This window comes from Thiorhodococcus drewsii AZ1 (genome assembly GCF_000224065.1).
Taxonomy (GTDB): Bacteria; Pseudomonadota; Gammaproteobacteria; order Chromatiales; family Chromatiaceae; genus Imhoffiella; species Imhoffiella drewsii.
Genome location: NZ_AFWT01000006.1, coordinates 147286 through 161952 on the forward strand (window position 1 = coordinate 147286; position 14667 = coordinate 161952).

Sequence of the window (14667 nt, forward strand, 5' to 3'; positions counted from 1 at the left end):
TTCACCAAAATCGAAATTGAAACATCACGAATTGCGCTTTGCCGTCCAACTCGCCGCCGCAGCCGCGCACGATGGATACCACCCTTACCGAAGCTGGAAATCGGCCATGAACTAACCCGCATCTATTTCCACCCTAGCCACGGTCCTAGAGCCAGGCCAGGGGATAGATTTGATCTATCGCTTTACCGAAAGGCGGGGCGGCTTTCTCCTGCGGGGCGACCAACACCGTGCGGGCACTGGCCAAAGCGGAAAACCTGTGGCGCAATCTGGAGGTCGCGCGCGAAATAGTGCGAATCATCTTGCCTGCCAACCATGCGCATGGTGAGCAACATCCGTGACGTCTACGGCCTCGGCAACGCCATTAGCGTCTCATCCCACCCCTGCCCCTCAGCCTCGCGATTGGCCTCCCCCACCGTCTTAACCTCGCGCAGATCCTCAAGCCGATCGGCGGTGCGGTTGCCCTGCCCTTCGGTCAGCGTCTCCAGGTCGAGGCCGGTGGTGGTCAAGATCAGATCCGACGCGGTCAGCATGGCCAGCCATTCGGAGAGATCGATCCGGCTCCAGTCGACCTGGGCCAGGGTCTCGACCGCAATCCCTGTGCAGTTGGGATGCTTGGCGCTCCCATAGCCGCCGATGCCGGCCTGGCCTCGGATCTGCTCATTCAAGATCCGCGACAGCGGTGAGTTGAAGCAGCAGAAGCTGTCGCGGCTCTCGATGCAGGCCCCGAAGAAATTCTTCTTGCAGTAAGAGCCGACCCGGTGACAAGACCTCAGCTCGCGCTGCACGCCGAGGGTGAACTCGTCCTCGGTGCACTCCCAGATGAGGCGGATCAGGATCATCACGATGGTGTAGATCAGATAGGCCCACATCACCCAGTAGAGCACGACCGCGATCGCCGGATTGAGTGCCAGGCTCGCGGCCACCGTGCCGTCAGCCGCCACGGCGGCCCCGCCGGTCGCGGCATCGACGAAGAGGGCATTGGCCGCCTGCGCGCCGAAGACCTCGGCGGTCCACTGCACCGTCTGCTGGAGGAGCTGCTGCTTGAAGGTCGCGATCAGCCCCTGCTTGGCGGCCTCCGTGGTCACGGCGGTGGTATTGCCGGTGATGTTGTTCACGGCAGAGGTGAAGGCGTCCTTGACCGCCGAACAGGTGTCGACCAGCGGGGAGCGCAGGGTCTCCCAGGCGCCGAAGGCGGGATTGGAGACGCCGGCTTTCATGAGCGACATCGTGACGCTGTCGAGCTTGGCCACCGAGAACATCAGCTGCAGATAGAGTCCCAGGGAGATTCCGCTCGGGCGCTCGCAGCAGTTGACGATGCCGCCAACCGCGCGCTTGCACTCCAGTGCCTCACCCTTGAAAACCTGGCAGCTTCCTGTCGTACAGTCGGCATCGAGCGAGACCATCTCGGCGGCATTGAGCGCCGCCACCGCCGCGTCGAAGTCGTCCGAGGATTCAGGCTCGATCGCGACACAGTCGTCGCCCAGACAGCGGATCTCACCGCCGCAGTCCAGCTCAGAGGTGCGCTCGATGCCGGCGATCTCCTGATCGGTGCCGCAGTCGTAGACCAGTTGGTCGACGTAGCAGACACCGGATCGGCCAGTGGCTTCCTCGGCACAGTGGCGGCTCACCGGCCGGCACTGGGGATTGACGTCGAGGACCGCGCAGTTGTCCAGGTCGCCAGGATTCTCGGGACAGTGCTGCACCCCATCCGGATCGGTCCAGCAATCCATCTGGCCTTCGTTGAAGCTGGTGCAGTCGAGGGCGACGCCGACCTGCATGCAGGCGGCGCCGATGCCGGAGAACTGCTCCCAGGGCTCGTTGCCGGTCTCGCCCAGATAGGGTGGTGACACCAGCTCGCCGCCGCATAGCTCACCGCCGGAGACCGGGACGCAGTCGGCATCCGGGTTACTGCTGCAGGTCGTGGTACTGCGGCAGAAGCCGTCCATCAACCGTTCGCTGATCGTTTCAAGGCAGGCGGCCGATTCCCAACTCCACAGATCCACTCGCTTTTCGACGCGACGCACCAGCTCAGTGATCGGCTCGCCGGTCTCGGGATCGATGCCGACTTCCACCGGGTCCCAGTAGACCGTCGCGTCCAGCGTCCGACTGGCGGAGCAGCTGAGCTTTGGCTGATCCTTGTCCGGGATCAGGCAGGCTTCGTATTCGGGGACATGCACTCTGCGCGGACGGCTGAGAAAGGTATTGTCCCAAGTACAGTCGGCATAGGTCTTGGTGAAGTCGTCCAGTGTGCCGACGGTCGCGTCGGTGAAGTCCCATAGCGGATCGGCGCTCAGGTCGCTGCGGTCGCGGTCGACCGGTTCGAGGAGGGTCTGGTACGCCTGACCGGTCGCGGATGAGTCGAAATAGTGCGTGTCGACCAAGTCCTGCTGGATCTGGAGACCGGCTGCTTCCAAGGCTGCCGGATTGCCGTAGAGCGTGCTCCAGTCGCTGACGTCGCCATCTTCGGCACCTGGGAAGAAGACCCGATAGTCCGCAAGCTGATCGAAGGGAGCCAAGCGGTTCGGATCGCTGCCGAGCGCGGTTCCTAAATCCTGCCCATCGGTGGCTGCCTGATCGAAGTCGAGCGCCCGGCGCAGGTCATCGCCCCACACCAGCGCCCAGGGGGTCCAGGCGATCGAGAGGATCAGGAGCCAGACGAGCGATCTAGCTCCAATCCGCCCCAGCATCGAAGGGTCAGAGCCAGGTGAGACAACAGTCATGCCAGCGCCAGATCAGATAGAGGTGGTCCTCGCCGACCCCAGGGACGTTGCGCCACATGCCCCAGCGCAGCTCGCTCTCGCCGATGACGTGGTTCGAGTTGGCCTCGGGGAGCGGATAGAACTGCGAGAGGCGGTACTGGGTCTTGGGCAGCATGAGAGCGAAAGGGGCCTCACAGAGGGCGGCATCGCCCACCGTCTGACGGGCGAGTCCACGCCGGTGCAGGGCCGCGAGCACCCGCGCGCTCGCCAGGCTCATCTCAGAGGGACGGCCGTTGAGCGTCGGAATGCGTCCGGTGAAGGGATAGAGCCCGCCCCAGGCACCGGCACACCAGAAGAGGGTGTCGAGCGGTTGCTGCACCGTGGTCGCCGAGGCGGCATCGACCAGACAGGCGGCCTGGGCGATGGGATTGGCGACGAAGGCGGCCTCGGGATTGGTGAAGAAGGCCAACTCGTCGTTGTTCCAGGTCGGATCCAGCTCGGAGAGATAGAGGACGTCGAAGTCGGTCAGGTGATCGACGTTGCAGCGGTCCGGGAAGAACAGATCAAGGATCACCAGGACCGGGAAGGCGTAGTAGTGATAGTTGTAGAAGGCCTTGTCCGAGCCGTCGTACTCGGCCTGTCCAGGCGTGCCCAGGGTGCGAAAGCGGCCCAGATCGAGCCGGGCACCGCCGAGCGAGGGCATGCAGCCCGGTACACGGACCAACTCGACAATGCGGGCCGGCTCCCACATCCCGATCACCACACCTGGACTCGGTAGCCCAGCCGGATCGGTGCAGGCACAGAGGGCTTGATCGCTGGCACCGCTCGGCACGGATCCTCCCCCGATCGGCACCCCGGCGATGCGCAGCGGAAAGAGACAGCTCCAGCAGATGTCGGTGATGAGCTTGGGTCCGAGCAACTCGGCATCGGGGCAGACGGCGTTGCTCAGTCCCGGCCTGGCCTCCTCCTGGGCGCACACGGTCAGGGCCAGCGCGAGCAGTAAACCAACCAGCACGGCGGCCTGAAGGAAGCGGCAGCGCAGCATTCTGCGCATCCTCAGCCCTCCGGCGGCCATTCCGACACCACCAGGACACCCTCGCGTGACTCGACCACGGCGGGCACTCGCTCGATCTGGAAGCGGCGCCGCACATCCGGGGTGAGAAGGTAGAGCGGATCCTGCAAAGCCGTCTGGACGTCACGGTAGCCACCCCACCCCGCCTCGCGATCCAGCCGGGTCGTCAGATAGAGCGGCAACCGCCCATCGGCACGACTCGCCGCTCCACGCCGCGCGACCTCGGCCACTTGACGTGGGTCGGTCGCATCAAAGATGAAGAGACGCTGACGGAACGGCATGATGGCGAGTGGATCGACGCGCTCGCCTGCGTGGATCGCGATGGTCCCGTCCGGGAGGGTCACATCGGCTTGAGTGACAAGGGTCAGGTTCAGACGTCGCTCACGGGGCATATCCGCCACCGGTAGCTCGGCAAACTCAGCCCGCTCCCAATAGCGCGCCAGTGCTGCTTCGCGCTGGGCGCTCCAGTCGATACCGGACAGACGCCGTTGCAGCTCAGCAATCAGATCCGGCTCGCTGACGACGACGGTGGGTCCGCGCACGCCCAAATCGCCGCGCCTGCCCTCCTCTACCTGCTCAAGGATCCAGTCCGGACGACTGATGCCGCTGACGCGGGCGACCTCTGCTCCCGCCCCATCGGTCACGATTAGCGTTGGAGCCAATTCGACCGGCGGAGTCTGGAAAGGACGCGGATCGATCTCCACGCGCGGAACGGATCCGCTGTCGATGTCCTTGCACGCTTCACGCAGAAGGCCATGGATCTGGCGAATGAAGGCACCCAGCGATTCACCGGGCGCCACGCCCCGAAAGACCACCCGCACCTCGGACCGTCCGGCCGCCTGCGCGAACAGCTCGCGCAGTTGAGTCTCACCCAAGGCACGCGAGGCCAGAATGGTGAGCGTCAGCCCACGGTCGCTTTGCCCTGTCGGCGATGCATCGGGAGCCAGAGGCATGACCCACGACGGAGCGGCGGACTCCAGGTTGCCCAACCGTCGCGACCAATCCGCGATCGTCCCCTTCTGGTCCGTCAGCCACGCCGGGCGCGGCGCCCTCAGCGCCTGCTCCTGGACGCGCACCGCCTCATCGCGCAGGGAGGGCTCTGGAAGGCCCGAGTCCGCCAGAACCAACGCGCTCCCACTGCCGACGACGAGTCCCAGCACCGATGCCGTCATCAAGCATTCAGAACACCGCATACGCCTTCCCCACCACCTGAGCCTGCGGCAGAAAGCCCCAATAACGCGAGTCAAAGCTGTCCGCCGTCTCGCCAAGCATCCAGAAATGCTCGACCGGCACCCGCTCGTGGCGCATGAAGGTGGCAGAGTCCTGCTTCAGGGTCGCCGCCAGGGCCAGTCCGTCAGCCATGCGCATCCCGTTGATCCAGGTGTGCTCGGGATCGACCGTCACCCAGTCTCCCGGCACTCCCGCCGCATGTTTGATCAGCAGTTGGCCGTCCCGGAACCAGGGCGCGAGACCCTGGGCGCGAAAGGCCACCAGATCGCCCTGAGCGATGTCCTCCGGCCCCTGCCAGGTATCGACCAGGAACACCCGGTACGGGGCCAGACTGACCCGTGCCTGGGTGTCGATGCCGAGGCGATAGCGTGCACTCCCGTAGAACGCGATGGCCAAGAGCACGAGCAGCAGGACAGACCACAGCCAGAGGAATCGCCGCGAGCGCCGCCGGAGCGGCAGACGCGCGGCCCGCGTCCCGAAGAGTGCGCGCCGTCTCCGATTGAGCGACTCAATCCGTCGCATGCCGCACCTCCCGCTCCGTCAGGATCAGACCCGCCGGCGCTGCCAGGACAGCCTGGCGGTCCAGGACCAGGAGCCCCTGACCAGCCAGCCGCTCAGCGGTCGTGCGGTAGTCGTCCAAGAGTGTCTTCAGCCGTGCAGGATCGGATTCGCGCGCGGCACCAGTCAGGTCGAGCACCACGATCGGCGGACGCACGGCGAGCGTCATGTCCAGCTGCCGCTGCATCCAAACCAGCCCGGCAACAGTGACAGCCGCCGACAGTAGAAGCGCGAGCAGGATCGACGATCCGCCATGGTGCTCGAACATGCTCTGCGGTGCAGCGTGGATCTCAGCCATGCCCCCGCTCCTTCAGCAGCCGCAGAATCGCCTCGCTCACCGACAGCCCCTGACGACGCAAGACATCGAGCGCCGCCACGTCGCGCGGATGGGTCGAATAGAGCAACTGGCGGAAGGGGTCCACCACCAGCCGGCCGATCCCGGCTCCGCTGTCGCACACCGCCATGATCTCGGAATAGGCGCCCGGCAGGGTATGGACGGTCTTCAGAAGCTCCGCCCCCGCCTCGGTCAAGGGCAGGCGCTTGGCCTCGCGCAGCTGATCGATCGCCTGCGCCGGCTGGGCGAGCAGGAAGGTGTGGGCCGAATTCTCGGCGATCGCCCGTCCGGTGGGATTGGCATAGAGGTCGTTAAGCGACTGGGTGACGGTCACCGCCGCGCCACGGTACTTGCGAAAGCGCCGGTAGCCGGTCTCGATGAAGCGGGCGACATCGCCTTGCGTGAGCAGATCCCATGCCTCGTCGATGATGACGAGCTTGGGCTGCTCGCGCTCGCCCAGATACATGGCCTGCTGGATCTGATAGATCAGCTGCAGCAGCACCACCTGCTGGAGATGCTTGCGGCCCTTGAGCTCCTCGAGCTCGAGCACGACGAAGGGCGCGGTGAACTGGATGCTGTTGGGTCCGTTGAAGAAGCGTCCGTACTCGCCCTGGCTGGTGAAGGGATAGAGCTGGGTGCTCAGATCGCGGACCCGATCGTCCGTCTCGGCGGACAGGGCCTTGGCCACCGCGTCGATGGTCATCTCGTCCCCGCGCGCGTCCCAGACCTGCTTGAGGATGCGCTTGAGCCCGGAGAGCCGGTAATCGCCCAGCGGCTCCGAGGGCGCGAGCATGGTCGCCAGCAGGGTGGCGATCATATCGGCCTCCTCCTCCCAGTGCCGGACCAGCTGGAAGGGATTGAGACAGATCGAGGCATCCCGGGTGAAGGCCAGGAACTGACCCTCGAGGGCCTCGCACAGCTTCTCGTAGGAGCGTCCGACGTCGATCACCCAGCAGCGCCCACCGACGGACAGGGTGGTGGAGATCAGCTCGTTGGTCAGGAACGACTTGCCCGAGCCCGACTGAGCGGCGATGCAGGCGTTGTAGTTGGAGGCCGAGTCGAACAGCGACAGATTCATCAGCTGTCCGCCCCGACTGATCAGGTTGAAGACCGGGGTTCCGGTCCCTTTCCAGTCGCCATGCACCGGCATTAGATTGACCGCATGGGTGGCGGACAGGGTGCGATAGCGCTGCATGTCGCGAATGGCGCCGCGATCGACGCCGAAGGGCAGACAGTTCAAGAACAGCGGCAGGGTGAAAAAGCGATCGCTCACCACCTGGAAGCCCAGCTCGCGCCAGTAGGTGCGCAGGTTCGAGGCTGCGGCTGTCGCCTCATCGCGATGGGAGAACAACACCAACCCCAGATAGGCGCGCACCGGCCGGTCCCCGGCATCAAGACGTTCGAACAGCACCCGAAAGCCCCGTGCCCGCTCCCCGAGCCGTGGCAGATACATCGCGACCGGTCCCGCCGCCATCTTGGTCGCCCACTGGCTCTGCGCCTGCAGCACCGCGCGGGTTGCCTCGGGCTCGGGGAAGTGCAGATTCAGACAGACCAGCAGGTTGTGGGGAATGCCGCGGGTCCCGGAGAAGGGATCGCTGAGATACCTTCCGGCCAGCCCAAAGGGCAGCCGGTCCGGATAGCGCTTCACCGACAGGGTCTGGATACGGCAGTCACCAAGGGTCAGTCCCCGGCTGTCGACCGTGAGCGCCTGATCGCTGTCGAGGAACTGCTCGCGAATGATCCGACTCGGATCCACCTCGGGGCGCACCCGCTCGCGCCAGGTCGCCTCGCGCCCCCAGTTGAGCAGCGTATTCATCAACCGCACATGATCGGCCGCACTCAGCGCACGCGGCTGTAGCCCCACGGTCGTCAGCACCTGCTCGGTGCTCGCGCGCAGATCGACGGCCGCCTGATGCTCATGGGTGGTGGGCAAGGCACCCGCCAGGGGGATCTTCACGGTCACCAGCACCTGAACATCGCGCACGCGGGTCTCGGACTGGCGTAGCAGCGGTGTGGTGACGCCCGTCTCCAAGAAGGCGGCGCGCTCGGCCGTCGCTTGCCTCAGCAGGGGTTGGCGCAGGTCCGTGCGCAAGGCATTCATCACCGCCAGCGGTCCGGCGATATCGGGCGAGGCCCAGAGCATCACCTGGATCAGGGTGTCCTTGGGCCATTCCTGATTGACGAAGGCGGTGAGCCGGTCGGCCTGGCCCGGGTCGGCACCGGCCATGGGCCCGCAGCGCCAGGCGAAGCCGAGGCTCTGATCGTCCAGAAGAAAGATCCCCTGCTCGGGCTCACAGGCCAGGACCGAAAAGAGCTGTGAGGCGCGCTCGCCCTGGAAGTAACGTTCTTTCATTGGACGGCGTCCTCCCGATCCATTTCCGGATCCGTCATAGCGTCAGGCCGAGGGGACGCGACGGCCCGCACGAGCTGGAGTACGGGCGGCTGAACCGACACCAGATGCGCCTGACCCCGGCGGATCAGCTGCCGCGCCCGCGCCGGATGGCAGGGATTGAGCAGGACGCGGTTGGCGTCGCACACCAGCACGCGTGCACGTCCCTGAACCGAGGCCAGCGCACGCTCGAGCGTCTGGTCGCGGGCCTGGACGGGCAACCGGATGAAGGATTGGAACAGCGCCCGCGGCACCGACAGATAGTGTCGCTGGTCAGTGAAGGGGCGAAGACGGAGCATGACGTGGTGTCGATGCGGCATGAGCGCGACTCGCTATCAACGCCCGATCGGGCAACCGGGCATCGCGAAGAGGGAGGGCCGTTGCCGGCCCGGTCTCGGCCTGGGAGGCCGGTGACGCATGGTCACAGGAGCGTGCGACGCCTAAACCTGGCTCAAGGCACGGCCACCACCAGCGGCAGGGTCGCGCCGTACATGTTGTCGATCACGCCGGGGGCGACCAGCATGCCAACCCCAGCGGCCACGCCGACCACGAAGCCCATGATCGACTGGCGCATGACGCCGGCGACCAGGCCGACGAGGATGAAGGCGATGGCGATGACCTTGCCGAGGAAGCCGGTCATCCAGCCCTGCAGCAGGGTGTAGATCTCCTCGAACTCGCTGCCGTCGAGACTGCTGTCGGTGCCAGCCAGCGCAAGCAGTGGCAGGAAGGCAGTGCCGAGGATCAGGATCCAGCCGGCGGTTTTGGTGATGTGATTCATGGTTGACTCCGTGGGGTCGGGGTGGAACGAACGGCGCTCTGCAGCGGACGCAGCAGGGCGTTGGAGAAGCGCGCCGGCCCCTCGGCCAGGGTCCAGGTGCGGGGCACGATCTCGGTGTAGACGTAGCCGCTGGCGTGCAGGTCGCCGCGATCGTCCTCCCAGGGCGCGAGCCAGATGCGCATCACCTGAGCGGGCAGACGCAACGGGAGCGGATCGGTGGAGCGCGGCAGCAGCAGGTCCTCGTCGGCGAGGTAGGGCAGCGGCTCCAGTGGGGCATCGAGACGCGGAGGGGCATCCAGGTCTGGCAGGTCCAGATCGGGCGGTGTCTGACCCTTGTGGTCGGAGCGCGCGCGGGGCTCGGAGTCGGCCTCGCCGGTGAAACGGTCGAGGGAGGTGGGTTCTGACACCAGGGGATCGGATCGACCCGCCTTTGCGTCGGATCGTACTTGCCAATCCGTCTCCCTGCCCTCGTCGTCTGACAAGCCCTGGATCGGCTCACTCGATTCGGTGAGCGCATAGACCGACGAGGTCGGCAGGCACATCGGATGACTGGGGTGTCCCTGACAGCTGAAGCGGCCTTTCCCCAAGGCGAGCGAGCCACAGCCGCTGGTCGTGCTGGCGGTGAGCAGCGCGCCGATCAGTAGGAGTAGAGAGCGCCTGTTCATGCCCCCTCCTCCCCCGCAAGCCAGGCGCTCAGATCGGCTGGCGCCCCGGACTGCAGCCGTCCGTCCGGGGCGATCAGGAATGGCACGCGCTCGATGCCGAGCAGATGGGCCGTCACCAGGGCACGCTGGATCGCCCCCTGGCCGCAGCTGCCAGTCGCGGCTGGTAGGCGATCGGTGCGATGCTCCAGCAGCGCCGCCAATGCTCCAGGACGATCGGTCTCGGCCAGACAGTTGAGTGCCAGCGCCTCCTGTTGCGAACCCTGGCTCAGCACCGGCAGAGGGATGAGCCGGAAGCGATAGGTCTTGAGGGTGGCCTCCGGCACTGTCTTGAGACGATCAAGCAGCGCCGCACACTGCGGACAGCGCGGGTCGACGAACACCAGCACCTCGGCCTCGCCCGTTCCCAGGTCGAGCGCACCCAGATCCTCGCCGGCGAGCTTCAGACGCGAGCGGTCGATACGCTGCATCAGCCGCTCGGCCTCGGCCAGCGAGGTCAGGCGCATCCCGTGCCACAGATCGAAGCCGGGACCGAGGAAGGCATAGCGTCCGTTGGCCGAGACGAAGAAGACCTGCTCGCCCGACTGCACCATCTGCACCCCAGACACCGGCAGACGACGCATGCCGCCGATGCCCTGCATCAGGCTGGCGAGGTCGCTGGGTTGAGCATCGGTTGGAGCGGACTCGGCCAGAACCGGTCCCAGCGGCAGACTCAGGGTCAAGGTCAGCAGCAGACGCCGCGTCGTGGTCGGTGGTGAATCGGGAAGACACATGGCTTCGGCTCCTTGAATCAGGCGTGGTGGGATGTGACCGGCATCAGCGCCGCCGGCCGCGTGGGGCGCGCAGCTGCAGGCTTGCGCCGCGATTGAGGATCAGCTCGATGGGTCGACCGGCATCGATCTCGATCACGGGAAAGATCTCCTCGGCCATGTCGAGGTAATACTGGGCGAGCCGGTCGAGGGTCTTGCCGGTGCCGCTGACGGCGGCGGCCTGCAGCGAATCCCCGGAGAGCAGGTCCTGGTACTGGACCTGTCCATCCGAGCGGGTGCTGAGGACCGACACCGGAGTCTTGTTGAACACCTGCGCCACGCCCTCAAGGAAGGCGACCTGCAGGGCCTGAGCGATGACCTGACCCTGCTTGGACACGAGACGCCCGCGCAGCCCGACCTTGCCGTCTTCGCCGACGGCATAGCCGTCGAGCGGCACCTCGATCACGCCGCCGTCGCGACGCACGCAGGTCACCGTCTCGGTGCGCAGGAAGGCGCGCTCGCTGGAGAGTTCACCGAAGCCGGCGACCAGCACGAAGCACTCGCGCACGTCGGAGCGGAAGCGGTTGGGCAGGATGGCCGCATGCTTGAGACGCACCAGGGCCGGATAGGGGTCGCGCCGGGCCTGCACCCCGGTCGGGGCGTCCATGCCGGAGAGCAGCACGCCGCGCAGGATCGATCCGGCGGGGATCATGACCTGCTCGGTGGCGGGGTCCGACGTCGTCGCCATAGCAGCCTTAGCGGTCTCATCCTTGGCTTGCGGCTCCTGAGCCACGACCCGGATCGTCAGGGGTGCCGTCCGCGACCGGCTGGAGGCACGGTTGGGTGTCAGCGCCTTCAGGCCACCCGTGCCATCGGTCGCTGGGGCAAAGAGGGCCGGATCGTCCAGAGCCGGCGGACTCGACGGCGGCGATTCGGTGGCGGTCTCGGTTCGCTCAGGGCGCTGCGGCTTGGTCGCGGATGCGGCCCGACTGACCGCCATTTCCGCCTTGAGCACGGCAATCTGTCGCTGTAGATCCTGGAACTGTGTCTCCTGGGCCTCGCGCAGTGCGGCCACCTCGCGATCGACCGCATGCGTCTCACGGGCGTCCTGTCTGGCGATCGCCCCGGTGGCGGCCGCGAGTTGCTGCTCCAACCGTTCCAGCCGGCGCGCGAGGCCGTCGATACCGAGCGCGCGTGGATCCACATCGGTCAATAGGGTGCGTGTGAGCTGCTCACGCGCCCGCTGCTCACGTACCGCGCGCGGCTCGGGTTGGCCGAAGGCCAGGACCAGGATCGCGGCGATCCCCCCGAGCACGCCGGTGATCACCAGACCCCGGCGCAGATTGGGCGACAGCCGCCCCCAGGTAGAATCGATCGAGAGCGGCATCTAGCGTGACTCCGCGCCGAGCAACGACGGACGCGGCGGATGGACGCGCTCGGGCGGCGTTATCCGCACCACCAGATAGAGTTCGACCGTCTCGCCCGGCTCCAGCCACACCGACGGCCAGGCGGCGACCGCGAGGGTCTCATACCCGCTCAGTGCACGACAGGCGCGCTCCTCGATCTCCAGAGGCGCGCCGGAGTGGTTGCTGGCCAAAACCGTGACCAACCGTAGGTCCTGACCGTCCAGGACCTGCCCCGGACGCGTCACGATCCCCGCTTGCCCACAGTCGACCGATTCGTCCGCACGGGCCGGACGCAGACCAAAGCCCTCCGGAAGCTCCTCATGCGCCAGGGCGCGCAGGGCCTCGGTGAGACGTTCCACGTATTCGGGGGCGGGGGCGTTCGTCCTCACCTCTGGCGTTGTCACTGGCGCCGAGATCTGCGCCGAAAGCGGCAACGGATCGGACAGCACCAGGCGCAGTTCGCGTGGTGGGATACGCCGTGGGGCGAGCGTCAGCGACAGGGCATGATTGGGATCCGAGGCATCGCTGATGAAGAGGGTGATCGGCACCTCGCTGGACGTCGCCAGATAGACCGCCGAGCCGTCGACGCTGGTGCTCGCCTCGGCGACGGTGCGCACCTGCGGATTCGGAAAGGGGGTGAGAATACGGTTGAGCTGATCGATGGCGATCTCGACCAGGACATTCACACCGGGGGTGACGTTCAGGGTCACCGGGCCGACTTCGAGGTGGGTTGGTGGGGTCAGGAGCGAACCCTCTTTGCGCCCTGCTGCGGGATCCTGATCAGTCGCGTCCGGGCTCGCATCGCTGGACGACGCGGCCTCCTGTCCTCCATCGATCACGGCCTCGGTGGCGTCTGCTAACAGCGGGTCGGAAACCTCGTCGGCCAGGACCAGGGATCCGCTCCCGGCCAGGATCAAGCCAACCGCACAGGTGAGCGGATGCAGACGACGGCGAAGCAAACAGTGACCATGCATCGGGCAATCCTCGGTGAGTCAGGCGGATGAGCGGCCTGGAGTCAGGGGGTTTCGGGTGCGGTGGATGACGCCGACGCACTGCTCAGCGTGGCGTCCGGCACCCAATCGGTGTGGTCTGCGGCGCCCTCCTCCCACACCGCACCCTCGGACGTCTCCGCCGTACGCTCGCGCAGCGTCTGGTAGGCATCAAGGTGGGTGATGGTCGGGCGGTAGTTGCGGAAGGTGACCCGCACCTCGTAGAGCCTTGGGCGAGTGACCGGCGCTGCCGCCGGGCCGGTGCTGATCTGCTTACCGCTGATCAGGACCCGATCGCGGACGGCGTCGTAATGGATGCTCTTGGGCTCGAAGCGCACGCTCACCTGGTCGCGGCGCAGGGCCTCGACCTGGGCGTCGAGGCTGTCGGCGATGGCCCGGCGCAGTGCGGGACTCAAGAGGGGCTCCAGGGTCTGGCGCAGATAGGGCGCATTGCTCGGCGTGACGTTGCCAAGCAGTTCCGTGACAAACAGCGCCCAGGCCTCTTTCACGTCCTGGCTCGCACTGTCACGGGCGACATTGACCTGGCGCTCCAGAATCGGCGGCACCAGCACCACGGTGCGCTCGGCCTGCAGGAGTGCAAACAGGGTGAGCAGGTTGGTCCCCAGCAGGACGATGAGGATGCCGCGATGGAAGTGGTTCTCCGCCACCAGCCACTGCCAGGTCTGACGAAAGCGGGCCAAGGTCATGGCAGGTAGCAGCGGATGTAGGGATTGGGGGTGGTGCGATGACGCAGCGGCATCAGCCCGCTCCAGTAGAGGGCGTGCAGCGCGAAACCATCGGCACGGCTCTCGCGGAAGCGGCCATAGCCGCGCGTCACCAGCAGACCGAGCAGGATGAAGAGGGTCGTCTGATTGACCAGGATGCCGATCACCAGCATCAGGAAGAAGGGCACCAGATCGTCGATACGCCACAGCAGCAGATTGGGCGGATCGTCGACATGGCGCGGCAGCTCGACCGTAGCCATCGGGGCTCCTGACAGACGGATCAACGGAGTGGGATGGCGCTACCTTGCCGGAATCGTCGGGGGCTGTCAGGCGACTACGGTCCGTCCGATCAAGGACCGTTTATGATGAGAATCAGCAGCTTTTGAAAGAACCACTCGACACGACAAGACCCTATTGATCGACCATCCAGGCCCTATAGCTGCTTGGGCAGATGCTGGATGCCGGTGGCAATGAGAGCGGCAGCCATCACCACACCGATCGGCAACAAAACGGGATGCAAGGGGACAGGAAGAACAAGCTCTAGGACCAGCACGAGGATCAGCAGCACCACCCCGGTCGCGCTCGCCCGCCGACCGATGGGGCTCGGGTAGTCGAAGCCGCACTGGCGGATGCGCCATCGCCAGTGCCCGTCGAACACGGCGGCGGCCAGGAGCATGAGCATGGCTGGCCCCCAGGCGGCGAGCAGGGCCAGGCGCAGGATGAGCAGCTCGCGCATCGCACTGAGCAGCGCCAGACGGTCGGCGCCCCAGCCAGCGCCCCAGGAAGCAGCGTCCACACCGATCAGCCATCCGAGGTCTATCGAAGCAGATCCTGTCGTCTCGCTGGCGTAGTCAGTGTCTGACTCAGCCGACCAGCGCTCCGCCTGCTGGAGCACCGCCGGGCCGGTCACCGCCCCGAGACCGCTCAGGCACCAGTGACGCTCGACGGCCATGACCCGCTCCGGCCAGGAGGGCGGGAGCCAGACGAGTCCGAGCGCTCCCAGCACCAGGAGCAGCAGCACCCATCGCAAGAGGGCGAGCATCGGTGCGGCGTCCTGGTCGGACGGTTCGGACATC

Annotated in this window: 15 protein-coding genes; all 15 read right to left on the reverse strand. The window is 66.3% G+C overall.

What is annotated here, in order from left to right:
* Window positions 1-341: 341 nt before the first annotated feature.
* Window positions 342-2687, reverse strand: coding sequence for a conjugal transfer protein TraN (gene traN / locus THIDRDRAFT_RS05825; protein ID WP_007039881.1), 2346 nt, complete (start codon window positions 2685-2687; stop codon window positions 342-344).
* Window positions 2688-2694: 7 nt separating this feature from the next.
* Window positions 2695-3753: a TraU family protein gene (locus THIDRDRAFT_RS05830; RefSeq protein ID WP_007039882.1), complete on the reverse strand. Its 1059-nt coding sequence runs from the start codon at window positions 3751-3753 to the stop codon at window positions 2695-2697.
* A 2-nt stretch (window positions 3754-3755) separates the two neighbouring features.
* Window positions 3756-4943 carry a TrbC family F-type conjugative pilus assembly protein gene (locus tag THIDRDRAFT_RS05835; protein ID WP_245535786.1) on the reverse strand — a complete coding sequence of 396 codons (1188 nt, stop codon included), beginning with the start codon at window positions 4941-4943 and terminating at the stop codon, window positions 3756-3758.
* A 7-nt stretch (window positions 4944-4950) separates the two neighbouring features.
* A complete protein-coding gene (gene lepB / locus THIDRDRAFT_RS05840) occupies window positions 4951-5523 on the reverse strand; it encodes a signal peptidase I (protein WP_007039884.1) in 573 nt (190 codons plus the stop codon).
* Window positions 5510-5857, reverse strand: a complete 348-nt coding sequence (locus THIDRDRAFT_RS05845) for a hypothetical protein (protein ID WP_007039885.1) — start codon at window positions 5855-5857, stop codon at window positions 5510-5512. The genes lepB and THIDRDRAFT_RS05845 overlap by 14 nt, the downstream gene beginning before the upstream one ends.
* Window positions 5850-8246 (reverse strand): type IV secretion system protein TraC, encoded by a 2397-nt coding sequence (gene traC, locus THIDRDRAFT_RS05850; protein WP_007039886.1) that lies wholly within the window; start codon window positions 8244-8246, stop codon window positions 5850-5852. Before traC ends, THIDRDRAFT_RS05845 begins: the two co-directional genes overlap by 8 nt.
* A complete protein-coding gene (locus tag THIDRDRAFT_RS05855; protein ID WP_139058652.1) occupies window positions 8243-8581 on the reverse strand; it encodes an RRXRR domain-containing protein in 339 nt (112 codons plus the stop codon). Before THIDRDRAFT_RS05855 ends, traC begins: the two co-directional genes overlap by 4 nt.
* 152 nt (window positions 8582-8733) lie before the next feature.
* Window positions 8734-9060, reverse strand: coding sequence for a TraA family conjugative transfer protein (gene traA / locus THIDRDRAFT_RS05860; RefSeq protein ID WP_007039888.1), 327 nt, complete (start codon window positions 9058-9060; stop codon window positions 8734-8736).
* A complete protein-coding gene (locus THIDRDRAFT_RS23625; protein WP_007039889.1) occupies window positions 9057-9725 on the reverse strand; it encodes a TraV family lipoprotein in 669 nt (222 codons plus the stop codon). Before THIDRDRAFT_RS23625 ends, traA begins: the two co-directional genes overlap by 4 nt.
* The gene (locus THIDRDRAFT_RS05870) at window positions 9722-10495 is read right to left on the reverse strand and encodes a disulfide isomerase DsbC N-terminal domain-containing protein (protein WP_007039890.1); all 774 of its coding nucleotides are present in this window, start codon (window positions 10493-10495) and stop codon (window positions 9722-9724) included. The genes THIDRDRAFT_RS23625 and THIDRDRAFT_RS05870 overlap by 4 nt, the downstream gene beginning before the upstream one ends.
* Before the next feature lie 43 nt (window positions 10496-10538).
* Window positions 10539-11858 carry a TraB/TrbI/VirB10 family type IV secretion system protein gene (locus tag THIDRDRAFT_RS05875; RefSeq protein WP_007039891.1) on the reverse strand — a complete coding sequence of 440 codons (1320 nt, stop codon included), beginning with the start codon at window positions 11856-11858 and terminating at the stop codon, window positions 10539-10541.
* Window positions 11859-12851 carry a TraK domain-containing protein gene (locus THIDRDRAFT_RS05880; protein WP_007039892.1) on the reverse strand — a complete coding sequence of 331 codons (993 nt, stop codon included), beginning with the start codon at window positions 12849-12851 and terminating at the stop codon, window positions 11859-11861.
* 41 nt (window positions 12852-12892) lie between these two features.
* Complete coding sequence (locus THIDRDRAFT_RS05885; protein WP_007039893.1) at window positions 12893-13573, reverse strand: TraE/TraK family type IV conjugative transfer system protein; 681 nt, start codon at window positions 13571-13573, stop codon at window positions 12893-12895.
* A complete protein-coding gene (traL, locus tag THIDRDRAFT_RS05890; protein ID WP_007039894.1) occupies window positions 13570-13851 on the reverse strand; it encodes a type IV conjugative transfer system protein TraL in 282 nt (93 codons plus the stop codon). Before traL ends, THIDRDRAFT_RS05885 begins: the two co-directional genes overlap by 4 nt.
* Before the next feature lie 173 nt (window positions 13852-14024).
* Window positions 14025-14666: an IncC plasmid conjugative DNA transfer DtrJ family protein gene (locus THIDRDRAFT_RS05895; RefSeq protein ID WP_040844012.1), complete on the reverse strand. Its 642-nt coding sequence runs from the start codon at window positions 14664-14666 to the stop codon at window positions 14025-14027.
* Window position 14667 lies beyond the last annotated feature (1 nt).